This window comes from Phycicoccus jejuensis (assembly GCF_044797865.1).
Lineage (GTDB): Bacteria > Actinomycetota > Actinomycetes > Actinomycetales > Dermatophilaceae > Phycicoccus > Phycicoccus jejuensis.
Genome location: NZ_CP085209.1, coordinates 1,020,136 through 1,043,137, shown reverse-complemented (window position 1 = coordinate 1,043,137; position 23,002 = coordinate 1,020,136). Strand labels below are relative to the sequence as shown.

At 74.2% G+C, this 23,002-nt stretch carries 26 protein-coding genes; 11 read left to right on the top strand and 15 right to left on the bottom strand.

Annotation, left to right across the window (positions count from 1 at the left end):
• Positions 1-10 precede the first annotated feature (10 nt).
• Genes LG324_RS04935 through LG324_RS04925 form a run of 3 tightly spaced genes read right to left on the bottom strand, consistent with a single transcriptional unit; the run spans position 11 to position 2,642 of the window.
• Positions 11-532 carry a YbjN domain-containing protein gene (locus LG324_RS04935; RefSeq protein ID WP_051750509.1) on the bottom strand — a complete coding sequence of 174 codons (522 nt, stop codon included), beginning with the start codon at positions 530-532 and terminating at the stop codon, positions 11-13.
• Positions 529-1,845: a D-inositol-3-phosphate glycosyltransferase gene (gene mshA / locus LG324_RS04930; protein WP_404352270.1), complete on the bottom strand. Its 1,317-nt coding sequence runs from the start codon at positions 1,843-1,845 to the stop codon at positions 529-531. The genes LG324_RS04935 and mshA overlap by 4 nt, the downstream gene beginning before the upstream one ends.
• Positions 1,842-2,642: a hypothetical protein gene (locus LG324_RS04925; protein ID WP_036829991.1), complete on the bottom strand. Its 801-nt coding sequence runs from the start codon at positions 2,640-2,642 to the stop codon at positions 1,842-1,844. The genes mshA and LG324_RS04925 overlap by 4 nt, the downstream gene beginning before the upstream one ends.
• A gap of 96 nt (positions 2,643-2,738) precedes the next feature.
• Between LG324_RS04925 and LG324_RS04920 the strand changes: the two genes are divergently transcribed.
• Positions 2,739-3,542 (top strand): class I SAM-dependent methyltransferase, encoded by an 804-nt coding sequence (locus tag LG324_RS04920; protein WP_404352269.1) that lies wholly within the window; start codon positions 2,739-2,741, stop codon positions 3,540-3,542.
• On the opposite strand, the gene LG324_RS04915 is transcribed toward LG324_RS04920, so the two are convergent.
• From LG324_RS04915 to LG324_RS04875, 9 genes are all read right to left on the bottom strand, one after another.
• Complete coding sequence (locus LG324_RS04915) at positions 3,527-3,859, bottom strand: DUF2516 family protein (RefSeq protein ID WP_404352268.1); 333 nt, start codon at positions 3,857-3,859, stop codon at positions 3,527-3,529. The genes LG324_RS04920 and LG324_RS04915 overlap by 16 nt on opposite strands.
• A 16-nt stretch (positions 3,860-3,875) precedes the next feature.
• Entirely contained in the window at positions 3,876-4,301 is a 426-nt protein-coding gene (dtd, locus tag LG324_RS04910) for a D-aminoacyl-tRNA deacylase (protein ID WP_404352267.1), read from the bottom strand.
• A complete protein-coding gene (locus LG324_RS04905) occupies positions 4,298-5,293 on the bottom strand; it encodes an asparaginase (protein WP_404353125.1) in 996 nt (331 codons plus the stop codon). Before LG324_RS04905 ends, dtd begins: the two co-directional genes overlap by 4 nt.
• Positions 5,294-5,500: 207 nt before the next feature.
• Entirely contained in the window at positions 5,501-6,205 is a 705-nt protein-coding gene (locus LG324_RS04900) for a hypothetical protein (protein ID WP_030528485.1), read from the bottom strand.
• 83 nt (positions 6,206-6,288) lie between these two features.
• Positions 6,289-6,663: a helix-turn-helix domain-containing protein gene (locus tag LG324_RS04895; RefSeq protein WP_030528484.1), complete on the bottom strand. Its 375-nt coding sequence runs from the start codon at positions 6,661-6,663 to the stop codon at positions 6,289-6,291.
• Positions 6,664-6,811: 148 nt separating this feature from the next.
• Positions 6,812-7,312 carry a DUF4395 domain-containing protein gene (locus tag LG324_RS04890; RefSeq protein WP_404352266.1) on the bottom strand — a complete coding sequence of 167 codons (501 nt, stop codon included), beginning with the start codon at positions 7,310-7,312 and terminating at the stop codon, positions 6,812-6,814.
• A 222-nt stretch (positions 7,313-7,534) separates the two neighbouring features.
• Entirely contained in the window at positions 7,535-8,395 is an 861-nt protein-coding gene (locus tag LG324_RS04885; protein WP_404352265.1) for a 3-keto-5-aminohexanoate cleavage protein, read from the bottom strand.
• 75 nt (positions 8,396-8,470) lie between these two features.
• A complete protein-coding gene (locus tag LG324_RS04880; protein ID WP_404352264.1) occupies positions 8,471-9,502 on the bottom strand; it encodes a YgfZ/GcvT domain-containing protein in 1,032 nt (343 codons plus the stop codon).
• Positions 9,499-9,918 carry a Fur family transcriptional regulator gene (locus tag LG324_RS04875; RefSeq protein ID WP_030528480.1) on the bottom strand — a complete coding sequence of 140 codons (420 nt, stop codon included), beginning with the start codon at positions 9,916-9,918 and terminating at the stop codon, positions 9,499-9,501. Before LG324_RS04875 ends, LG324_RS04880 begins: the two co-directional genes overlap by 4 nt.
• 58 nt (positions 9,919-9,976) lie before the next feature.
• On the opposite strand from LG324_RS04875, the gene LG324_RS04870 reads away from it, so the two are divergent.
• Complete coding sequence (locus tag LG324_RS04870) at positions 9,977-11,044, top strand: LCP family protein (RefSeq protein WP_404352263.1); 1,068 nt, start codon at positions 9,977-9,979, stop codon at positions 11,042-11,044.
• A 21-nt stretch (positions 11,045-11,065) separates the two neighbouring features.
• On the opposite strand, the gene LG324_RS04865 is transcribed toward LG324_RS04870, so the two are convergent.
• Positions 11,066-11,575 carry an FABP family protein gene (locus LG324_RS04865; protein WP_030528478.1) on the bottom strand — a complete coding sequence of 170 codons (510 nt, stop codon included), beginning with the start codon at positions 11,573-11,575 and terminating at the stop codon, positions 11,066-11,068.
• A gap of 12 nt (positions 11,576-11,587) precedes the next feature.
• On the opposite strand from LG324_RS04865, the gene LG324_RS04860 reads away from it, so the two are divergent.
• A complete protein-coding gene (locus LG324_RS04860; protein WP_404352262.1) occupies positions 11,588-11,959 on the top strand; it encodes a DsrE family protein in 372 nt (123 codons plus the stop codon).
• A gap of 111 nt (positions 11,960-12,070) precedes the next feature.
• Here LG324_RS04860 and LG324_RS04855 read toward each other — a convergent pair whose 3' ends face one another.
• Positions 12,071-13,024 (bottom strand): hypothetical protein, encoded by a 954-nt coding sequence (locus LG324_RS04855; RefSeq protein WP_051750508.1) that lies wholly within the window; start codon positions 13,022-13,024, stop codon positions 12,071-12,073.
• A gap of 16 nt (positions 13,025-13,040) precedes the next feature.
• Complete coding sequence (locus tag LG324_RS04850) at positions 13,041-13,334, bottom strand: MoaD/ThiS family protein (protein WP_404352261.1); 294 nt, start codon at positions 13,332-13,334, stop codon at positions 13,041-13,043.
• A 21-nt stretch (positions 13,335-13,355) separates the two neighbouring features.
• On the opposite strand from LG324_RS04850, the gene LG324_RS04845 reads away from it, so the two are divergent.
• From LG324_RS04845 to pstA, 8 genes are all read left to right on the top strand, one after another.
• The gene (locus tag LG324_RS04845; protein ID WP_030528474.1) at positions 13,356-14,063 is read left to right on the top strand and encodes a response regulator transcription factor; all 708 of its coding nucleotides are present in this window, start codon (positions 13,356-13,358) and stop codon (positions 14,061-14,063) included.
• A 1-nt stretch (position 14,064) separates the two neighbouring features.
• Positions 14,065-14,946, top strand: coding sequence for a mycothiol synthase (gene mshD / locus LG324_RS04840; protein WP_404352260.1), 882 nt, complete (start codon positions 14,065-14,067; stop codon positions 14,944-14,946).
• Positions 14,947-15,088: 142 nt separating this feature from the next.
• Positions 15,089-16,183 carry an oxidoreductase gene (locus LG324_RS04835; RefSeq protein WP_404352259.1) on the top strand — a complete coding sequence of 365 codons (1,095 nt, stop codon included), beginning with the start codon at positions 15,089-15,091 and terminating at the stop codon, positions 16,181-16,183.
• 52 nt (positions 16,184-16,235) lie between these two features.
• The gene (locus LG324_RS04830; RefSeq protein ID WP_404352258.1) at positions 16,236-18,548 is read left to right on the top strand and encodes an RNA degradosome polyphosphate kinase; all 2,313 of its coding nucleotides are present in this window, start codon (positions 16,236-16,238) and stop codon (positions 18,546-18,548) included.
• 11 nt (positions 18,549-18,559) lie between these two features.
• Positions 18,560-19,504 carry an NUDIX domain-containing protein gene (locus tag LG324_RS04825; RefSeq protein WP_404352257.1) on the top strand — a complete coding sequence of 315 codons (945 nt, stop codon included), beginning with the start codon at positions 18,560-18,562 and terminating at the stop codon, positions 19,502-19,504.
• 278 nt (positions 19,505-19,782) lie between these two features.
• Positions 19,783-20,913, top strand: coding sequence for a phosphate ABC transporter substrate-binding protein PstS (gene pstS, locus LG324_RS04820; RefSeq protein WP_404352256.1), 1,131 nt, complete (start codon positions 19,783-19,785; stop codon positions 20,911-20,913).
• A gap of 128 nt (positions 20,914-21,041) precedes the next feature.
• The gene (gene pstC / locus LG324_RS04815) at positions 21,042-22,034 is read left to right on the top strand and encodes a phosphate ABC transporter permease subunit PstC (protein WP_207025019.1); all 993 of its coding nucleotides are present in this window, start codon (positions 21,042-21,044) and stop codon (positions 22,032-22,034) included.
• On the top strand, positions 22,031-22,963 hold the full coding sequence (gene pstA, locus LG324_RS04810; protein WP_404352254.1) for a phosphate ABC transporter permease PstA: 933 nt from the start codon (positions 22,031-22,033) through the stop codon (positions 22,961-22,963). Before pstC ends, pstA begins: the two co-directional genes overlap by 4 nt.
• Positions 22,964-23,002 lie beyond the last annotated feature (39 nt).

Genomic DNA, 23,002 nt, shown 5'->3' with positions numbered 1-23,002 from the left:
ACCGGCCGGGTCAGGCGGAGCCCTCGCGCGGCGGGTCGCCGGGCCGCTCGAGGATGTGCCGGAAGGCCTCGAGGTTGCGCAGGCTCTCGCCGCGCGACACGCGCCACTCCCACTCCTTGCGCATCGAGGAGAGGAAGCCCATGACGAGCAGCTCGTTGAACGGCTCGTCGGCCGCGGCCAGCACGACCCCGAGCAGCTGGTCGAGCTGGTCGGCGTCCACCCCCGCGGCCGGCACGCGGCCGGTCACGAAGACGTCACCCGACCGGTCGACGGCGTACGCGAGCCCCGGCAGGCGCAGGTTGCGGCTCAGCAGGAAGCGGTACACCTCGCCGTGGTTCTCGTCGGGGTTGCGGATGACGAACGCCGACACCGACAACGCCTGCTCGCCGCAGACGAGCGACACGACGGTCTTCAGCTTCTTCTCGCCGGGGAGCGCGACGACGACCTCGTCGTCCCGGGCCCCGGCCTCCCACTCGAGGCCGGACTCGTCGAGGAACGCCCGCACGGTGGCGAGCAGGTCGGGGGTGCTCACGGGATGACCGCCTGCGGCACACCGGCGATGCGCTGCGCGCCGTGGATGGAGACATCCTTCGGCCGGGCCAGCGCCTCGCCGTAGACCTCGAGCAGGCGCTCGGCCGTCCGCTCCCACCCGAAGCCGCGCGCGTGCTCGACCGCCCTCGGGGACAACGCGTCCCGCAGCCCGGGCTCGAGCACGACCCGCCCGAGGGCCGTCGCCCAGTCGGCGGTGTCGTGACCGTCGACGAGCAGCCCACCGTCCCCGACGGCGGTCGGGAGCCCGCCCACGTTCGCGGCGACGACCGGTGTGCCGCAGGCCTGCGCCTCGACGGCGACGAGCCCGAACGACTCGTTGTGCGACGGCACGGCGACGACGTCGGCGGCGCGGTACCAGCGGGCCAGCGTCGCGCGGTCGACCGGCGGGACGAGGCGCAGCCGGTCTCCGATCCCGAGCGAGGTCGCCAGCGCGTCCAGCCCCATCGGCGTCCGCTCGCCGGCGCCGCTGGCCCCGCCGAGCACCGCGACGACGAGCCGCTCGCGCAGCGCGGGGTGCCGCCGCACGAGCTCGGCCGCGGCCCGCACGAGGACGTCCGGCGCCTTGAGCGGCTGCACGCGTCCGACGAAGAGCAGGAGCACCGCGTCGGCGGGCAGCCCGAGCTCGGCGCGCGCCTGCGCGAGGGAGCCGGGCGTGAAGGTCCCGAGGTCGACCCCGGGGGCCGCGACCGCCACCCGCGCCGGGTCGGCGTCGTAGAGGTCGACCAGCTCGCGCGCCTCGCGCTCGGTGTTCGCGACGAGCCGGTCGGCCGCCTCGACGACCTGCGACTCCCCGATCTCGCGGCCGCGGGGATCGGGCTCGTCACCGTCGGCCAGGTGGAGGTTCTTGACCCGGGCCATCGTGTGCATCGTGTGCACGAGCGGCACGCCCCAGCGGTCGGCGGCGAGCCATCCGACCTGGCCCGAGAGCCAGTAGTGCGAGTGCACGAGGTCGTAGTAGCCGAGCGGCGCGTGGGCCGCGACGCGCATCATCCCGGCGGCGAAGGCGCACAGCTGCCCCGGCAGGTCCTCCTTCGAGAGCCCCTCGTACGGGCCGGCGGCGACGTGCCGGACGACGACCCCGGGCTCGACCTCGACGACCTCGGCCTGCGCCGCGCTCGTCGTCCGGGTGAAGAGGTCGACCTGCGTCCCGAGCCGGGCCAGCCGGCGCGCGACCTCGAGGACGTAGACGTTCATCCCGCCGGCGTCGCCGGTGCCCGGCTGCGCGAGCGGGGAGGTGTGCACCGTGACCATCGCGACCCGGTGCGGGCGCGACGCACCGGTGGGGTCGGTCATGGGGCCGAGTCTTCCACGCTCGGCCGGGGTGTGTCCGTGACGGTCACCACGGCCCGAGGGGACCACACGTGGATCCCGATGCGGCCGTCCTGGCGCAGGTCGACGGCCCGCGGGACCTGGACCGGCGCGATGGAGACGTCGGTCCCGAGGACCCACGTGAAGGCCGGCTGTTCGGTCTCGACCGGGTCGACCCAGTACGCCCGCTCCCGCAGGTTCCGCTCGGGCAGCGCCGGGGCGATGCCGACCGTCGCGGGGCGCCAGTCGAGGTTGACCGCGACCGCGGAGGCACCGCGGACCGCGACGTCCATCCGGATGCGCCCGTCGGTCGGCTCGAACCGGATACGCAGCGGCAGGCTGCCCGTCGCGTCGTGGACGACGCCGCTGTAGGTGACGGTCTCGTCGTCGCGGCTCACGGCGTCGATGCTCACGGCCGAGTAGACGCGCGACACCGTCTCGCGCGGGTGGTCGCCGGTCTCGTCGACGGTGCCGGTCATCGCGACGACCGGTGCCCCCTTGGTCACCGTGTCGGCGAGGACGGTGCTGCCCCGCGAGAGCCGGAAGCCGCGGTCGTAGAGGGTGACGGTGAGGCCGGCCCCCAGCGACTGCACCCCGAACGCCCCCTGGGCCACCTGGAGCAGCCCGGGCTCGGCGTCGACGATGCCGATGTCGCGGGCCAGCACCCGCGGCACCCACGAGGTCAGCCCGAGGACGAGGGCGGCCGTCAGCGAGAGCACGAGCGAGACCATCGACAGGCTCACCCGCTGTTCCCGCCCCTCGGAGCGCCACCACGTCAGCACCGGTCAAGGGTATGTCGGCCGGCCGGGGACCCGGTGCGCGGTGGACGTCCCTCGACGGCGGGCGGATGCCGGCGCCCGTCGCCCTAGGCTGGTCCGGTGGCCGGCCAGCGACCCGTGGGTGTCATCACGCGCGGGACCACCAACCCCAACCGGCTGCGGCGGTGCGACCGCTGGCTCGCCGGGCCGCAGGGGTGGCGGCTGCGCCGGGCCGGGGCGGCGCCCGTCGTCGTCGACCTCGGCTACGGCGCCTCGCCGGTCACGGCCCTCGAGCTGCACGACCGGCTGCGCCGGGTCCGCCCGGACGTCGAGGTCGTCGGCATCGAGATCGACCCGGCCCGCGTGGCGGCCGCCCGGCCCCTCGAGCGGCCGGGGCTGCGGTTCGCGCGCGGCGGCTTCGAGGTGCCCCTGCCGGCCGGCGCACGACCGGTGCTCGTGCGTGCCTTCAACGTCCTGCGCCAGTACGACGAGGACGAGGTGGAGCAGGCGTGGGCGACCACGGTCGAGCGCCTCGCACCCGGCGGGCTGCTCGTCGACGGCACGTGCGACGAGCTCGGCCGGCTCGCCGCGTGGGTGGCGGTCGGTGCCGACGGTCCCAAGATGCTGACCCTGTCGTGGCGGCTGCGCGGGCTCGAGCGGCCGGGGGTGGTCGCCGAGCGGCTGCCCAAGGCGCTCATCCACCGCAACGTCCCCGGCGAGCCGGTGCACACGCTGCTCGGCGCGCTCGACGACGCGTGGATGCGCCAGGCACCGCTCGCGTCGTACGGGGTGCGGCAGCGCTTCATCGCGACGGCGACGGCGCTGCGGGAGGCCGGCTGGCCGCTCGTCGACGGCCCGTCACGCTGGCGGCTCGGTGAGCTGACGCTCGCGTGGGCCGCCGTCGCGCCTCACCAGGGGCCGTAGGGGCCCTGCCGGCCGGCGCTGCCGCGACCCGTCACCTGGTCCAGGGCGGGCTTGACGTCGGCGAGGTAGACGCCGGCGCCGATGAGGGCGGCGATGCCGAGGAGCCCCAGCGCCGCCGGGCTCGCGGCGGTGGCGAACCCGACGAGGGCCGCGACGCCCGTCACGAGCATCCAGAAGTTCTTCGTCCGCTTGCCGGCGGCCACGAACGCGTCGGGACGACGGCGCACGCAGTCGACGAGGGCCCAGAGCTCGACGCCGAGCGCGGCGATCGAGAGCACCAGGTAGACGGCGTACTGCGCGTTGGCCAGCCAGCTCATGCCCCCAGCCTAGGTGTCAGACGTCGAGGAGGATGGTCACCGGGCCGTCACCGACCAGCTCGACCTCCATGTGCGCCCCGAAGCGACCGGTCGCCACCTCGACCCCGCGCTCGCGCAGGGCCGCGACGACGGCCTCGACGAGCGGCTCGGCGACCGGCCCCGGCGCCGCGGCGTTCCACGACGGCCGGCGCCCCTTGCGGGTGTCGGCGTAGAGCGTGAACTGGCTGACGACGAGCACCGGGGCGCCCTCGTCGAGCACCGAGCGCTCGTCGTGGAGGATGCGCAGCTCGGCGATCTTGCGGGCGAGCGTCGCGACCTGCTCGGGCCCGTCGTCGTGGGTCGCGCCGACGAGGGCGACGAGCCCCGGCCGGTCGATGGCCCCGACGACCTCGCCCTCGACCCGGACGGCCGCCCGCGAGACCCGCTGGAGGACCGCCCTCACGCAGCGCCCTCGTCGAGCCCGACGGCGACGACCGCCCCGACGGGGGCTCCGTGCCCGAGGACCGGTGCGTCCTCGAGGCGCGCGTAGGCGTCGGACGCGACGCCCAGCCGGCGCAGCACCGCGGCGAGGATGACCGGGCGGGCGCGCTGCCCGCCGTCGGCGACCTTGAGCGCCACCCCCCGGCCGTCGGGGAGGCCGACGGCGTAGACCGACTCGGCCCCGTCCTTGGCGACGACGCCCGCGGTCCCGAGGATCAGCGCGGTGACGTCGCGCCGGGTGCCACCGAGCATCTCGGGGTGGGAACGGATGGCGTCGGCGACCCGGCCCTCGTCGGTGCGGGGGTCGGCGGCGGCGATGCGCCCGAACGCCCGCGCGAGGCCGGCGAGCGAGACGGCCATGACCGGGGCGCCGCAGCCGTCGACGGCCGTCGCCGCGACGGGCTCGCCGGCGAGGTCCTCGAGGGTGGCGTCCATGAGGCGCTGGAGCGGGTGCTGCGGGTCGAGGTAGGTGGCGGGGTCCCACCCGGCGGCGCGGCAGGCGGCGAGCATCCCCGCGTGCTTGCCCGAGCAGTTCTGGGCGGCGGACGAGGCGGCGCGGCCGGCGGCGACCCAGGCGTCGCGCTCCTTCGGGTCGTAGGGCAGGTCCGGGGTGTTCCGGAGGTCGGCCTCGGTGAAGCCGGCGGCCTCGAGCATCGCGCGGACGCCGTCGAGGTGGAACGGTTCGCCGCTGTGGCTGGCGCTCGCCAGGGCGAGGTGCGGCGGGGGCAGCTGCAGACCGGCGCGGAGCATCGCGAGGGCCTGGACCGGCTTGTTCGAGCTGCGCGGGAAGACCGGGTCGTCGGCGGCGCCCCACGCGTGCTCGATGCTCCCGTCGGGCGCGGTGACGGTGACGCTCGCGCGGTGCGCGGACTCGACGACCCCGCCACGCACGACGTGGGCGAGGACGGGGGCGTCCGCGAGCGCGGGCGGGGTGGGCATCGGGGCCGTGGGCATCGCGGAGGACGCGAGCGAGGAGGCGGGGAGCGGGGCGGGTGCGGCGGGGTCGGACACGCCAGCGACCCTAGCGCCGGTCCCTCCCGCCGGGTGCGCCCCCACCGCCACCCCACCCGTCGAGGGAACAGGACACGCCGCGCGGGCTGGTGCCCACACGGCGTGTCCTGTTCACTCGACGGGGTCGGGCCCCGGGAGGTGGTGCGAGGGTCAGTCGCCGACCTTGGCGGCGCCGGCCTCGACGGCCTTCTCGACGGCCTTGACCGTCTTGCGCGCGCTCGTCGTCGCGGCCTTGGTGGAGGAGGTCGTCTTCTTCGCGGCCTTCTTGGTCGTCGTGCTCGTGCGCTTGGCCGCGGTGCGGGTGCGCTTGGCAGCGGTCTTGACCTCGGTCTCGGCGACCTTCGCGTCCTGCTCGACGGTCTCGGCGACGACGTCGGAGGCCTTGGCGGCCTCCTTGCGGCCGACGGTGACGGTGGCCTTGGCGGAGCGCTCGACCTCGGCGACGGCCTTGCGGGCGGTCGTGACGGCGCCCTTGGCCTGGGCGACGGTGGTCTCGGCCTGCGCGACGAGGTCCTGGGTGGCCTGCTGGCGGCGGATGCGGGCGACGATGTCCTTGCCGCGGGTCACGAGGTCGTCGTAGCCCTCGGAGACCTTGCCGCCGACGACGAGGCCCTGGTTGACGGCGAGCGCCGGGAGCTCCTTGACCTGGCCGGCGACCGTGGTGACGCGGGCCTGGATGGCGGCGGGCGCGAGGTCGGCGCGGGCGGCCTCGGCGCGCTTGGTCATCTCGGCGCGACGCGCGTCGGCGCGCTTCTGGGCCTCGCGGACCTTCTCGACGGCGAGGTCGGTGGCACCGGCGAGGGCGTAGAGGGGGGTGGTGTCGACGGTCTTGCGGAGGTCGTCCTTGACGGCCATGGTGGGCTCCTTCGTGGTGGGACTGCGGTGCTGACGGTGTCTGGGTGGCCCGGCGGGCGGCGCTGCCGTGGGGCGGTGCGGCCTCAGGGCCGGGCGTCGTCCTCGACGTAGGACTCGTAGATGTCGAGGAGGGTCTTGCGCTGGCGCGCGGTGAGGCGCGGGTCCTCGGCGATGGCCCGGCGCACGTCCGGCGCGCCGTCCGTCGAGGGCGCGTGCTCGGCGTCGAGGATGCCGGCGCGCACGTAGAGCGACTCCGCCGAGACCTCGAGACCCTTGGCCAGCTGCTGGAGGATCTCGGCGCTCGGGCGCTTGAGCCCGCGCTCGATCTGGGACAGGTAGGGGTTGGACACCCCGGCGAGCTCGCTGAGCTGACGCAGGGAGAGCCGGGCGGACCGGCGCTGGTCGCGCAGGTACTCGCCGAGGCTCTCGCCCAGGTCGTTCAGCGGGTTCTTGCTCATGCCCCCATTCTGCTTGCTCCAGTTAGCATAATGCAAACTCGGGCAAGCGTGAGCCGCCCCACACCTCCCGGCATCCCCCCGAACGAGTGTGAAGAACATCGGCAGGCCGACGTTCTTCACACACGTTCGGACAAGGAGGAGGCGAGCGTCAGGCGGCGGCGGCCTCGTGGCGGTGGCGGCGCAGCGAGATGTCCGCGCACTCGACGCAGGTGTCGTCCGAGACGACGCCGAGGCGCATCAGCTGGGCGAAGGCGAAGCAGCCGGCGCAGAAGCCGACGACGGCCTCGAGCGCGGCGAAGACCGTGAGGACCGACAGCAGCACGACCGTGACGACCGGCGCGCCGAGCGCGAGGGCCACGGTGCCGGCGAGCGTGAACGCGAGGCCGATGACCTGCGCGAAGCGCTTCGGCGCGCCGGAGACCATGCGGGGCTCGCCGAGGCGCGGGGCGATGACCTGCGTGGCGAGGCGGCCGAACGGGTCGAACCGCGGCCCCGAGGCCACCCGGAGGGCGAACCCGACGGCGAGGACGGCGGTCAGCCAGAGCCACCCGGTGGCCAGGGCGACGACGGCGACGAGCACGACCTGGGCGGCGACGGCGCGCGCGGCCTTCTCGTTGACGATCGCCGGGAAACCGATCAGTGAACGCATGGTCGCCATAACACCGGATTATGCGCTCGGCATTCCGCGACCGGCGATCCCGGTCCATCCCTCGGACCCCGAAACCCCCGAACCCCCGAGACCCGCGCGGCTCGCCCCGACCATCCGCGAACGCGTGAGAAATCGCCGGGCGGTACCGGCGGTTTCACACACGTTCGCGGAAGGGAGCGAGGGGAGACGCGGGGCGGGGACGGGTGGACGGGGCGCGCGCGGTCAGCGGCCGGGGCGGCGCTCCTTGATGCCGAGCAGGGTGCGGGCCTCGTCCGTCGAGAGCGCCGGGCGCTGCATCGTCGCGGCCAGCTCCGCGGCCCGCGCGACGAGCTCGTCGTTGTGCTGGACGACCTGCCCGCGCCGGTAGACGACGTTGTCCTCCATCCCGACGCGCAGGTGGCCGCCGGCCGACAACGCCGCCGCCATGACCGGCAGGTGGCCGCGGCCGATGCCGGTGGCCGACCAGGACGTGACCTCGGCGGGCAGCATCGCGACCCCGGCCATGAGCGCGGCCGTCGTCGCGGGCATCCCGCCGGGCACACCGGTCACGAAGTCGACGTGCACCTTGCCGCCGTACGGCAGGCCGTGGGTGTCGAGCAGGCGGGCGAGCGCGTGGACGTGACCGAGGTCGAAGAGCTCGAACTCGGGGACGACCTCGCGCTCCTGTGCCTGCACGTAGAGGTCGCTCATGAACCCCCACGGGTTGAGGAACACGTCGTCGCCGAAGTTCGTCGTGCCGCAGGTGAGCGAGCACGAGTCCGGCTCGGCGTCGAGCACGGTGAGCCGCTGCTCCAGGGGATCGTGCACGGACCCGCCGGTCGACAGCTGGACGACGAGGTCGGTCGCCTCGCGCAGCGCCTCGACCGCCGCGCGCAGGTACCCGCCGTCGAGGGTCGGCCGGTGCTCGGCGTCGCGGATGTGCAGGTGGACGAGCGACGCGCCGGCGGCCTCGCAGCGCCGGGCCGTCTCGACGACCTCGTCGAGGGTGGTCGGCAGCTGCGGCAGGTCGGCCTTGGCGTGCTCGGCGCCGGTCGGCGCGACGGTGATGAGCGTGCCGGTCACCCCGGCGGACGGCGTCGTCATGCCGCCATCCTGTCAGGCGGGGGACGCCGCGCGCCATCCGGTCGCCGCCACGGTGCGCCGGAGGATCTTCGGCGATCAGCCGCGGACGACGACCGTCTGTGCGGCCGAGATGCCGTCGACGAGAAGATCGACGTTCTCGGCGACCGACCGCTTGACGACCCCCAGCGCGACCGGCCCGTCCTCGTGGTGGCGCGCGACGCTCGTCAGCCGGCCGACCTCGCGACCGTCGAGGCTCAGCGGCGACCCGACGGCCGGCAGCACGTGCCCGGACCCGTCGAGGTGCAGGAAGACGAGCCGGCGCGGCGGCCGCCCGAGGTTGTGGACCCGGGCGATCGTCTCCTGGCCGCGGTAGCAGCCCTTGTGCAGGTGGACGGCGGTGCGCAGCCAGTCGACCTCGTGCGGGATGGTGCGGTGGTCGGTCTCGTGGCCGAGGCGCGGACGCCACGCCGCGACGCGCAGGGCCTCGGCCGCCCACGTCCCGGCGAGCGGGCGGTCGCCGACGGCGGCCTCGAGCCCGTCGCGCGGCACGAGCAGCTCGCGCCAGGCGCGCCCCTCCCCCGCGTGACCCTCGACCGGGCCGTACGCAACGGTGTCGCCGACGAGGCGCGGCCAGGGGTCGACCCAGGCCAGCGGCTCGCCCTCGGCCGACTCGGTGCCGACCGGCTCGCCGAGCACCGCCCAGGCGTCACTGACGTCGGCGACCTCGACCCGCAGCATGAAGCGCATCGACTCCAGCCACGCGACGAGCGCCGGCGCGGTGCCGGGCTCGAGCGTCAGCCACGTCGTCGTGCCGTCGTCGACGACGTGCAGCGCGTGCTCGACGTGACCCTTCGGCGACAGGACGAGCGACTCGGCCGAGGTGCGCGGCGGCAGCCCCGCCAGCTGCTGGGTGGTCATCGAGTGCAGCCACGTGAGCCGGTCGGAGCCGGTGACGGTGACGACACCGCGGTGCGACAGGTCGACGACCGCGAGCCCCTCGGTGAGGAGGCGCTGCTCGCGCATCGGGTCGCCGTAGTGGGCGGCGACCCCGGCGTCGGGCCCCTCGCCCTCGACCGCGCCGTGGCGGTCGAGCAGCGGGGAGCGGGTGGTCTGGACGGATGCGGTCACGGGTCCTCCCGGCAGGTGCGGCACAGCCCGTGCACGGCGGCGTGGCCGACGTCGGCGGCGAAACCGAGCCGGTCGTCGACCCGGGCCACCAGCTCGTCGGCGACGTCGAGCGGCAGCTCGCCGACCCAGCCGCAGCCGCGGCAGACGAGGTGGAGGTGGGTCGCGTGCTCGGCCAGGTGGTAGCTGGGGCTGCGGTGGTCGACGTGCGTGTGGGCGACGAGCCCGAGCTCCTGGAGCGCGTCGAGGGAGCGGTAGACGGTCGAGACCGGCACGGCGCCGCCCCCGTCGGCGGCGACCGCGTCGGCCACCTCGTCGGGGGTGCCGTGCCCGAGCCGGCCCACGGCCGCGAGCACGCGCTCACGCTGCGTCGTCAGACGCTTGCCGTGCGCCCGCAGGCGCTCACCGAGGTCGCTCACCCCTCCAATGTAGGCCGACCTCCCGACGCGACCCAGCGGGCCTTCCTACACTGACCCGGTGAGCGGACAGAACCTCGACCTGCTCGGGTTCGGTGACGACCGCCCCGAGACCCCCGACGACACCCGGGAGGACGGCGCCGGCCGTCCGCCCCGCCGCCGCCTGCGCCGGGTCCTCACCGTCCTCGGCGTGCTCGTGCTGCTCGTCGTCCTCGTCGTCGGCGGGTTCGTCGGCTACCTCGGCTGGCGCGTCTCCGACAACGTCACGCAGGCGGACCTCCTGCCCACCGTGCCGCCGCCCACCGTCGCCGCCGACGGCACGCCCATCACGATCGGCCCCGACAAGGGGACGAACTTCCTCCTCGTCGGCTCCGACAGCCGCGGCGCCGACCGCGGTCGCGCCGACGTCATCGTCCTCGTGCACGTGCCCAAGGACCCGCAGACCATCCAGATGGTCCACTTCCCCCGCGACCTCTTCGTCAGCATCCCCGGCCACGGCAAGAACAAGATCAACGCCGCGTACGCCTTCGGCGGCGAGCCGCTGCTCGTCGAGACCATCCAGGACCTCGTCGGCATCAGGATCGACCACGTCGCCCGCACCGACTTCGAGGGCTTCAAGGGCATGACGGACGCCGTCGGCGGCGTGCGCGTCTACGCCGAGGAGGGCAACTCGGCGACCGGCAACGGCGGCCTGGCCATCAAGAAGGGGTGGAACGAGCTGAACGGCGAGCAGGCGCTGGCCTTCGTCCGGGAGCGCTACCAGCTGAGCGAGGGCGACATCTCCCGCGGCCGCCGCCAGATGGCGTTCGTCAAGGCGCTGCTGCTCAAGGCGACGAGCGCCGAGACCGTCCGCAACCCGCTCGCGATCGCCCGGTTCACCGACGCCGCGACGAAGAACCTCGTCGTCGACCGCGGACTGAGCGTCGGGACGATGAAGGACTACGCCCTCGAGCTGCGCGACATCCGCGGCTCCGACGTCGTCTTCGCGACCGCGCCGTTCACCGGGTTCGGCACGGACCCCACGGCGGGCAGCATCGACATCGTCGACGAGAAGGGGATGGCCCTGCTCGGCGAGGCGCTGCGCGAGGACACGATGGACGACTACCTCGACGTCTTCGTCACCCCGTGACGCCCCGGCGGGGCCGGGCGCTCACTCGACGCGCTTGAGCTCCGCCGAGACGTGCGACTGGAGCGGCTGCCCGACGGCGGCCATGTCCATGACCCACATGAGGTTGGAGTTGACGTACCCGTAGAGCCGGTGCGCCGCGCTGTACTCCTTGGCGTCGGGGCTGCGCATCACGCCGTCGGTGCGGATCTCGACCTTGGCCGGCTCGGCGACGCCCGCGTACATCTCGACGAAACCGGTGGGGTGGGCGAGCAGCAGCTCGACGTTCGTGCCGTCGGTGGCGCCGGTGACCGGGCGCCAGAAGCCGGTCTCGGTCGCGAGCGGGCGGACCTGGTTGCCGTCGTCGTCGAGGAGCCAGGTGCGCGAGTCCCACCGCAGGAAGCGGCGGCCGTCGTGGCTGCAGACGACCTCCTGCCCGAAGCGCTGCGACTCCATCGTCGGGTAGCCGACGAGGCCGGCCCCCGCCCAGGTGCCGACGAGCCAGGCGAGCGGGGCGAGATCCTCGTGGAGGGAGGTGTCGAGCGTGAAGACCATAGGGTCCAGTCTATGGATGACGCCGCGCGCACCCTCGTCGTCAAGGTCACGTGCGGGCCGGAGGCCCCCGAACGGCTCGCGCAGGGGCTCACCGTCGCGGCCACCGCCCTCGCCTCCGGGCTCGAGGTGAGCCTGTGGCTGACCGGCGACGCCGCCTGGATGGCGGTGCCCGGCCGCGCCGAGGAGGTCGACCTGCCGCACTCGGCCCCGCTCGCCGAGCTGCGCGACGCGGTGCTCTCGGGCGGCCGGATGACGGTGTGCGGGCAGTGCGCGGCCCGCCGCGGGCTCACCGAGGCCGACCTGCTGCCGGGCGCGACGGTCCGGGGCGCCGCGGCGTTCGTCGAGGAGGTCGTCGCCCCCGCGACCCGCGCCCTCGTCTACTGACGCACAACCACCCGCGCGTGTGCAGAACTCGTCGCTTTCGTCAATTTCCGTACGCCCCTCGGCCCCACCCGCGTGCAGGAAGTGACGCTTTCGTCAGTTCTTGTACGGCGGTCAGCCGACGAGCCAGAGCGAGAGGCCGTAGGCGACGACGCCCGGCACGAGCAGCGAGGCGGCCCCCGTCGCCAGCTGGCAGCGCACGGCGGTGACCGGCGGGAGCACGACGAGGGTGCGGCGCAGCGCATGGGCGACGGCGGTGCAGAGGACACCGACGGTCGCGGCCGTGCCCGCGCTCGGTCCGCCGAGGAGGCTCGCCGCGACGAGCGCGCCCGCCCCGCCCAGCACCATCGAGAGCGGGAGCAGCCAGCCGCGCAGCGGCTTGGTCCCGGCGGCGAGGTCGGCGAGCGCCCCGACGGCCACCCCCACGAGGGCCACCGTGGCGAGGTCGGTCGCGCGCGCCGAGCGGGCCAGCGGCAGCCACGTGGTGCCGACCGCGACCAGGCCCAGCCCGAAGGCGGTGACCCCGATCGACTCGGTGAGGCGGGGCCGGCCGTCGCGGCGGACGATCTGGTGGACGAACATCACGCCGAGCGCGATGGCGAGCGCGACCGGCACGAGGCGCAGCCACGGCTCGTCGGAGGTCGCGGCCCCGGCGGCGGGCGCGAGCACGCCCGCCACGCCGACGGCGAGCGAGGAGCCGAACCGGCTGGAGCTGCCGAGCAGGCGCGGCCATCCCCACGCGAGGACCAGCCCGGTCCACGCGAGACCGCCGGCGAGGACGACCGCGTCGGTGCGCAGCGCGAGGACGAGCAGGGCGGCGAGCACGACGGTGACGGCCACGACGACGGGGCGCACGACGGTCGCCATCTCCGGGAGCACCGGGTGACGGCGGAGGGCCTCGAGCCGGGCGCGGCGCGACGCACGCGTCTCGGCGGCGGGCGCGCCGGAGGGGTCCGAGCCGTCCGGGGCCTCCGGGCCCTCGAGCACCGCGTCGCTCCCCACGGCCTCGTCGACCGTCACGGGCGCGTCGGATGCCTCGGCGCCTGCGCCGTCCGGGTGCTCGTCCACGCCCGGCATCCTCGCATCACCCACCGGCGAACGGCGGGAGCACCTCGACCGTGGCCCCGGGCGGCAGCGGGTCGTCGCCGGAGGCGGCGAGCCCGTCGACGAGCACGGAGCAGACCGGCAGCACGGCGGCGAGCGCCGGGCGGGCCTGCGCGAGAGCCGTGGTCAGCTCGCCCACCGTGGCGGGCGCGGCGACGTCCTCGCCGTCGACACCCGCGGCGGCCCGGGCCCCGGCCCAGTAGCGCACCGTGACGACCGCCGTGGAGGAGGCGCCTGTCCCAAGAGGAGCCGTGGCCCCGTGCCGTGCGTCCATGACCGCCTATCCTGTGGGGCGATGGCCCACCTGCTGCTGTTGACGAACACCTTGGCCCCCGCGGCCGAGGTGCTCCCGGCGCTCGGGCTGCTCAGCCACCATGTTCGCATCCTCCCGGCCGAGGCGTCGGCGCTGGTGGACGCCCCGGAGGCGGACGCCGTCCTCGTCGACGCCCGCCGCGAGCTCGCGATGGCCCGCTCGCTCTGCCGCGTCCTCACGACGACCGGCGTGTCCGGGCCGCTGTTCGCCGTCGTCACGGAGGGCGGCCTCGCCGGGCTCACGAGCGAGTGGGGCGTCGACGACGTCCTCCTCGACACCGCCGGCCCCGCCGAGGTCGAGGCCCGGCTGCGGCTCGCCCTCGGGCGCCGCGCCGAGACCGCCGACGACGAGGCGGGCCCGATCACCGCCGGCGCGCTCGTCATCGACGAGGCCACGTACTCCGTGCGCCTGCGCGGCCGGCTGCTCGACCTCACGTACAAGGAGTTCGAGCTCCTCAAGTACCTCGCGCAGCACCCGGGCCGCGTCTACACGCGCTCGCAGCTGCTCCAGGAGGTCTGGGGCTACGACTACTTCGGCGGCACGCGCACCGTCGACGTCCACGTCCGCCGGCTGCGCGCGAAGCTCGGCACCGAGCACGAGCTGCTCATCGGCACCGTGCGCAACGTGGGCTACCGCTTCGTCCCGGAGGCCGCGGCCGTCGACGACGAGCTCGAGGAGGTCGAGGGCTGACGTGGGGTCGACGGACCGGCTGGAGGCGATCGACGGCGACCTCGCCGCACGGCTGCGCGCGCTGTGGGCGCGGGCCGAGGAGGCCGACGGGGTCGGCGCGGTCTCGGAGGCGTTCCGGCTCGCGGTCGGGCCCGCGCGCGACGGCGTCGTGCACCTCGTCCGCGCGGACGGCGACGAGGTCGTGGGGTACGCGCAGGTCGCGTCCGCCGGCACCGACGACGCGGTGGCCGAGCTGGTCGTCGACCCGGCGCACCGGCGCTCGGGCCACGGCCGGGCGCTGCTCGACGCCGCGCTCGTCGAGGGCGCCCGGTCGGTCTGGGCGCACGGCGACCTGCCGGCCGCCGGCGCGCTCGCCACGTCCGCCGGGCTGGAGCGCACCCGCGAGCTGTTCCGGATGGCGCGGCCGCTGACCTCCGACGACGCCGCCCACCCCGAGCTCCCCGACGGGTACACCGCTCGCGCCTTCGAGCCCGGGCGCGACGACGAGGCCTGGGTCGCGCTCAACGCCGCGGCGTTCGCGAGCCATCCCGAGCAGGGCCAGCTCACCGTGGCCGACCTGCACGAGCGGATGGAGCAGGACTGGTTCGACGCCGCGGGGTTCATCCTCGTCGAGCGCGACGGGCGGGTCGTGGCGTTCCACTGGACCAAGGTCGAGCCCGGCTCGACATCAGGAGAGGTCTACGTCGTCGGGGTGGACCCGGCCGAGCAGGGCCACGGCCTCGGCGGTCCGCTGACCCGCCTCGGCACGGCCCACCTCGCCCGGCGCGGCCTCGCCGAGGTCGAGCTCTACGTCGACGGCGACAACACCGCCGCGCGCCGGACCTACGCGCGCCTCGGCTTCGAGGACGCCGCGGTCGACGTGCAGTACACCGTCCCCCGCTGACCCCGGCGCACCCTCCATCGCGGGCTACGCCGCAGTACGTGTCGTCACAGCAGCAGTTACTGCGGTGTAGCGCGCGCTGCTCGCGCGGAGAGGGCCGGCTGCCCGGGTGGCGCGACCCACCCGGCGGGGGAAGAGTGCCGGCATGCGCCGAACGCTGCCCGCCGCCCTCGCCTCCGCCGCCGTGCTCGCGGCCTCCCTCGTCGCCGCCGCGCCGGCTCACGCGGGCACCGCCGACGGACGCCACGCACCGCACCTGACGACCTCGACCCACGTCGTCGACGCCGACCAGTCCTTCCGCGGCCTCGACGCCGTCGACCGCCGGACCGCCTGGGTCGCCGGCGGCAGCGTGTCCGGCGACACGGGCGGGGTCTGGCGCACCCACGACGGCGGCCGGACGTGGGTGGACGTCTCCCCGCCGCAGACCGAGGGCCTGAACTTCCGCGACGTCGAGGTCACCGGCCGCGGCACGGTCACCGTGCTGGCCATCGGCGAGGGCGAGGCCTCACGCATCTACCGCACCCGCGACGACGGCCGGACGTGGACCGAGACCTTCCGCAACACCGAGCCCGCGGCGTTCTACAACTGCCTGGCGTTCTTCCCCGGCGGGCGCACCGGCCTCGCCGTCAGCGACCCGGTGGACGGCCGCTTCCGCATCGCGCGCACCACCGACGGCGGCCGCTCGTGGCACGTCCTGCCGAGCACGGGGATGCCGGACAGCACCGGCGAGGCCAACTTCTCCGCGAGCGGCGAGTGCCTCACCGTCTCCGGCCACGAGGCGTGGTTCGGCAGCGGCGGCGAGCGCTCACGGGTCTTCCGCTCGGGTGACCTCGGTCGCACCTGGACGGCCACCGAGTCCCGCATCCCCGCCGGTGAGGCCGCGGGGGTCTTCGGCCTCGCGGTGCGCCCCGGCGTGGGCGGTCTCGCGGTCGGCGGCGACTTCTCGGCCCCCGCCGACGGCGTCGATGCGACCTCGACGAGCCGCGACGGTCGGCGCTGGACCTCGGCGGGCGACCTCGAGCACCTCGGCGAGGACGTCGCCTGGCTCCCCGGTGTGCGCCGCGGCGCGGTGACCGTCGGCGAGAGCGGCGACGTCGGCGGCGTCAGCGTCACCCTCGATGCGGGCCGCTCCTGGCACCGGCTCTCCGACACCGGGTTCCACACCGTCGACTGCACCGCCGACGGGTCGTGCTGGGCCGCCGGGGGCAAGGGTCGTGTCGCGCGCGTGTCCATCCGCTGAACCGGCCGCGAGCGGGCTGACCGCCCGGGCGCGGACCTGACAGGATGGACGCATGACGGACGAGACGGCGGTGGACGTCGAGGAGCAGGGCGGGACGGCGCGCGACGCCGCGGCCGACGCGTCGGCCGAGGGCGCGATCGTCAGCGAGGTCTCCATCGCGAGCGCCTCGGCCACCGAGACCCGGCAGCAGCCGCGCAGCGCCAACGGCCGGTTCGTCCGCGGCGCGCACCACCCCGAGCCGGACGACGACGAGGGCCTGCCGGCCGACCGCTTCCTCGACCGCGAGATCTCGTGGCTCCAGTTCAACGAGCGCGTCCTCCAGCTCGCCGGCGACGAGAACGTGCCGCTGCTCGAGCGCGCCCGCTACCTCGCGATCTTCGCCTCGAACCTCGACGAGTTCTTCATGGTCCGGGTCGCCGGCCTCAAGCGGCGCATCGCCACCGGCATCGCCGTCCGGTCGGCCTCCGGGCTCGAGCCGCGCGAGGTGCTCGAGCAGATCAGCCTCGTCGCGCACGAGCTGATGGGGATGCAGGCCCGCGTCTACGCCGAGCAGGTCCGCCCGGCGCTGGAGTCCGAGGGCGTGACGATCGTCCACTGGGACGCCCTCTCCGACGACGAGCGCGAGCGCCTCGGTGACGTCTTCACGCAGCGCCTCTTCCCCGTCCTCACGCCGCTGGCCGTCGACCCGGCGCACCCGTTCCCGTACATCTCCGGCCTGTCGCTCAACCTCGCGGTCATCCTCGTCAACCCGCGCACCGGCAAGGAGCACTTCGCCCGCGTCAAGGTGCCGCCGATGCTGCCGCGCCTCGTGCGCGTCGAGCCCGGGCCGGACCAGTCACCGCTGGCCGACATGTACGACACCCGGTTCGTGCCGCTCGAGGACGTCATCGCCGCCCACCTCGACCAGCTCTTCCCGGGGATGGAGATCCGCGAGCACTTCACCTTCCGCGTCACCCGCAACGAGGACCTCGAGGTCGAGGAGGACGACAACGAGAACCTCCTCACCGCCCTCGAGCGCGAGCTGACCCGGCGCCGCTTCGGGCCGCCGGTGCGCCTCGAGGTCGAGGAGGACATCGACGACCACGTCCTCGACCTCATCGTCCGCGAGCTCGGCGTCCACGCCGCCGAGGTCTACCGGCTGCCGGCGCCGCTCGACCTGCGCGCGCTCAACGTCATCGCCGACCTCGAGCGCTCCGAGCTGCACTTCGAGCCGTTCGTGCCGCGCACCAACGCCGACCTCGCCCCGACCGAGTCGGCCAAGGCGCGCGACATCTTCGCGTCCATCCGCAAGCAGGACGTGCTGCTCCAGCACCCGTACGACTCGTTCTCGACCTCGGTGCAGGCGCTCCTCGAGCAGGCCGCGGCCGACCCGAAGGTCCTCGCGATCAAGCAGACCCTCTACCGGACGAGCGGCGACTCCCCGATCATCGACGCCCTCATCGACGCCGCCGAGGCCGGCAAGCAGGTGCTCGCGGTCGTCGAGATCAAGGCCCGCTTCGACGAGGAGAACAACATCTCCTGGGCCCGCAAGCTCGAGCACGCCGGGGTCCACGTCGTCTACGGCATCGTCGGCCTCAAGACCCACGCCAAGCTCTGCCTCGTCATCCGCCAGGAAGCGGAGGGGATGCGCCGCTACTGCCACGTCGGCACCGGCAACTACAACCCGAAGACCGCGCGCCTCTACGAGGACCTCGGGCTACTGACCGATGACGAGCAGGTGGGCGAGGACCTCAGCCGCCTGTTCAACCAGCTGTCGGGCATCGCCCCGCGCAGCAAGTTCCGCCGCCTCCTCGTCGCGCCGCGCTCGGTCCGCTCCGGCCTCGTCGCGCACGTGCACCAGGAGATCGAGCACGAGCGCGCCGAGCCCGGCAGCGGCTACATCGGCCTCAAGGTCAACTCCATCGTCGACGAGCAGGTCATCGACGCCCTCTACCGCGCCTCGCAGGCCGGCGTGCGGGTGCAGCTGTGGGTCCGCGGCATCTGCGCGCTGCGGCCGGGGGTACCGGGCCTGTCCGAGACGATCGAGGTGCGCTCGGTGCTCGGGCGCTTCCTCGAGCACTCGCGCATCTTCTACTTCGGCGGCGGCGGCGACCCGCTCGTCTACATCGGCAGCGCCGACATGATGCACCGCAACCTCGACCGCCGCGTCGAGGCGCTCGTCCGGCTCACCGACCCGCGGCACGTCCAGGACCTGCGCTCACTCATGGAGCGCGGTGCCTCGCAGCGGTACTCGCACTGGGCCCTCGGCCCGGACGGTCGATGGACCCGCCGCCACCTCGACGACGAGGGCCAGCCGCTGGAGGACCTCCAGACCGCGCTGGTCGAGATGCACGCCAAGCGCCGCCGCAAGGCCCGCCGGCGCTGAGCGGCCCGACCGTGCCGACGACGATCCCGGCCGCCGGCACCCTTCCCTGGAGGGTGCGCGGCCACGCGCTCCAGGTGGCCCTCGTGCACCGGCCGCGCTACGACGACTGGGCCTGGGCCAAGGGCAAGCTCGACCCGGGCGAGGAGTGGGCGCCCGCCGCCGCCCGGGAGACCGAGGAGGAGACCGGGCTGCAGGTGCGCCTCGGCGTGCCGTTGCCCGAGGCCCGCTACACGATGCTCGGCAAGGACGGCCGGCCCGCCGACAAGGTGGTGCGCTACTGGGCGGCGCGCGTGGTCGGGGGCACCGGCGAGCTGGTCAACGAGATCGACGACGTCGCGTGGCTCGACCCCCGCGCGGCCCACGACCGGCTCGACTACGCCCGCGACCGCGAGCAGCTGCGCGCCCTCGTCCGCCACCACCAGGCCGGCTCGCTCGACACCTGGCCGCTCGTCGTCGTCCGGCACGCCCACGCCGTCGCGCGCGGGGCGTGGTCCGGCGGCGACGACAGGTTGCGCCCGCTCGACGCCGCCGGGGTGGCGCGCGCGTCAGCGCTCGTCGGCGTGCTCGCGGCGTACGCCCCACGGCGGGTCATCAGCTCGCCGTCGGTGCGCTGCGTCGCGACCGTCGCGCCCTTCGCGGACTCCGCCGGGCTGACCGTCCGCACCCGCGGCGGGCTGTCGGAGGAGGGGTTCGAGGAGGACGCCACGAAGGCGCCCCGCCGCGTCCTGCGGCTGCTCGAGGCCGGCCGGCCGGCGGTGCTCTGCTCGCACGGCCCGGTGCTCCCGGCCCTGCTCGAGGTGCTGGCGCCGCTCGCGGCCACGGCCCCCGCCGCCGACCGGGCGCTGCTGGCGGCCGCGGCCGACGCGAAGCTCGTCAAGGGCGAGGCCCTCGTCCTCCACATCGCCGGCACCGGCCCGGCCGCCCGCGTCGTCGCCGTCGAGCGCCACCTCCCCTGACACGAGGGCCCCACCCGCTCCCTCCCGGACGTGTGTGGAGAACGTCGGCATGCCGACGTTCTCCACACACGTTCGGGAGGACGGCGGGACGCGGGAGCGCCCGTCGCGACACGCACCCGTCCCCGGGACCTGACCGTCCCGTCGGCCGATGCTCGGGTGCTGTTCACGCCCCGTTCACCGGTGACGGGCCGCGGCGTCACCCGGCGTCCCTACCGTCCTCAGCGTCGGACATCGGTGTCCGGCTCCACGACTCCCCTTGACCTCCGAGAGGTACACCTGTGAAGACCCGCCGCTTCGGCCAGCTCGCGAGCCTCGCCCTGGTCGGTTCCATCGCTCTCGCCGGCTGTGGTTCGGACAACAACTCGGGCCCCGGCGCGACCGCCGGCTCCGGCTCGAGCTCCGCTGCCTCCTCCGCGTCCGCCGACTGCTTCGACGGCACCCTGAACGCCGAGGGCTCCTCCGCGCAGAAGAACGCCTTCGAGGAGGCCGCCGCGTCCTACTCGGAGGCCTGCTCCGGCGCCACCGTCAACTACAACCCGACCGGATCGGGTGCGGGCATCAAGCAGTTCATCGCCGGCCAGGTCGACTTCGCCGGCTCCGACTCGGCGCTCAAGACCGAGGAGAAGGACGGCGTCGTCGAGACGGACGCGGCCGCCCAGACCTGCGGCTCCCCCGCCTGGAACATCCCCATGGTCACCGGCCCGATCGCGCTGGCGTACAACGTCCCCGGCGTCGACTCGCTGACGCTCACCCCGGACGTCGCCGCGCAGATCTTCGACGGCAAGATCACGAAGTGGAACGACGCCAAGATCGCCGCGATCAACTCCGGCGTCACCCTCCCCGCGACCGACATCAAGGTCTTCTTCCGCTCGGACGAGTCGGGCACCACCGAGAACTTCATGAAGTACCTCTCGGGTGCGGCCGGCGACGCGTGGAGCTACGACCCGGCCAAGGTGTGGCCCGCCTCCGGTGAGGGCAAGGAGAAGTCCGCCGGTGTCGCCGAGGGCGTCAAGTCCACCGAGGGCGGCATCACCTACGTCGAGTGGAGCTACGCCAAGGACAACGACCTCGGTGTCGCGAAGGTCGACAACGGCGGCGGCGCCGTCGAGCTGACCGGCGAGTCGGTCGGCAAGGCCCTCGAGGCCGCGGCCAACGACGGCGAGGGCAACGACCTGCGCCTCAAGCTCGACTACGCGACCAAGGAGGCCGGCGCCTACCCGATCCTCCTCGTCACCTACGAGATCGTCTGCTCCAAGTACAAGGACGCGGCGACCGCCACCAAGGTCAAGGGCTTCCTCACGCACTTCGCGGACCCGGAGGTCCAGAAGGGCCTCGAGGAGATCGGCTACGCGCCGCTCCCGTCCTCCATCGAGGAGAAGGTCCAGACCGCCATCGCGGCGATCTCCTGACCCACCGGCGCCCGCGGCGCCACCCGGTCGGAGCGTCTCGCCGCCCCGACCACCCGCCACGGGGGCGGGCCGGAACCACCGGCCCGCCCTCTGGCACGACCACCACCCCCACCGAGACCGAGGACCACGTGACGACCTCCATCACCGGCCGCTCGACGATCGACGACGACCCGCACGACGCCGACCGCGCCTCCACCGGCCGGCTGGGCGACCGCATCTTCGGCGGTCTCGCCACCGGCTCGGGCCTGCTCGTCGTCGCGATCGTGACGCTCGTCGGCGTCTTCCTGCTCGTGCAGGCCGTGCCGTCGCTCATGAACAACGACGCCAACTTCCTCCTCTCGCGCGAGTGGAGCCCGAGCGGCGCGAACCCGCGCTTCGGCATCGCCGACCTCGCCTGGGGCACCCTCGTCACCTCGGTCATCGCGATGGTCATCGCGGTGCCGCTCGGCGTCGCCGTGGCCCTCTTCATCACGCAGTACGCGCCGCGCTGGCTCTCCCGCCCGGCGGCGGCCACCGTCGACCTCCTCGCCGCGGTCCCCTCGATCGTCTACGGCTTCTGGGGGCTCAACATCGCGGGCCAGTACTTCGAGCCGGTCGCGGGCCTCCTCCAGGGCGCGCTCGGCTGGATCCCGTTCCTGTCCGACCAGAACGTCAGCGCGAAGAGCACCCTCGCCTTCGCCGGCGTCATCCTCGCGATCATGATCCTGCCGATCGTCACGGCCATCTCCCGCGAGGTCTTCGCGCAGGTGCCGACGACGCACAAGGAGGGCGCGCTCGCCCTCGGCGCGACGAAGTGGGAGATGATCCGCGTCGCGGTGCTGCCCTACGGCAAGCCCGGCATCATCAGCGCGGCGATGCTCGGCCTCGGTCGTGCGCTCGGTGAGACCCTCGCCGTCCTCATCCTCCTGTCGACCCTCAGCCCGACGAAGGAGTGGAGCTTCTCGATCTTCAACGGCGGCTCCACCTTCGCCTCGAAGATCGCCGGCGGCGCGAGCGAGTTCGACACCCCGCAGAAGACCGGTGCGTACATCGCCGCCGGCCTCGTGCTCTTCGTCGTGACGTTCCTCGTCAACGCCGCCGCCCGCATCGTCATCGAGCGCAGGAAGGCCTTCTCCGAATGAGCACCGCCCAGCTCGACACCACCACCCCCACGACGCCCCCCGGCACCGGGTCCTCCCCGACCCGCGGCCTCGGCGAGAAGTCCGGCGGCCGCGCCGCGAAGGACCTCCTCGCGAAGGTCGTCATGTGGCTGGCCTTCGCCATCGCCGTCGTGCCGCTGGTCTGGATCCTCGGCTCGACGCTCGTCAAGGGCGGCCACATGCTGCTCGAGGCGCAGTGGTGGACCAACAGCCAGGCCGGCATCACCTCGCGGCGCGAGGGCGGCGGCGCCGTCCACGCCATCCAGGGCACGCTCATCCAGGCCGTCGTCACCGCCGTGATGTCGGTGCCCGTCGGCGTGCTGACCGCGGTCTACCTCGTCGAGTACGGCCGTGGCCGGCTGGCCCGGGTCGTGTCGTTCATGGTCGACATCCTCACCGGCATCCCCTCGATCGTCGCGGCGCTGTTCGTCTACGCGCTCTGGGTGACGACGTTCGGCTTCCAGCGGGTCGCCTTCGCGGTGACGCTCGCGCTGACCCTGCTCATGATCCCAACGGTCGTGCGCTCGACCGAGGAGATGCTCAAGCTCGTCCCCAACGAGCTGCGCGAGGCGTCGTACGCGCTCGGCGTGCCGAAGTGGAAGACGATCATGAAGGTCGTCGTCCCGACGGCGTTCTCGGGCATCGTCACCGGCATCCTGCTGGGCCTCGCCCGCGTCATGGGCGAGACGGCGCCGCTCATCATCCTCGGCCCGTACACGAAGGTCATCGCGACCGACCTGTTCGGCGGCCTCATGGCGACCCTGCCGACGATGATCAACCAGGACCGCACCGAGGCCCTCCAGCCGGCCCTGGACCGGGTCTGGGGCGCCTCGCTCACCCTCATCCTCCTCGTCTTCCTGCTCAACCTGCTGGGCCGCTTCGTCGGCCGCTTCAGCAAGGTCAAGAGCTGACCCCCGACGTCCCCGACGACCACCTCCGGAAAGAGACAC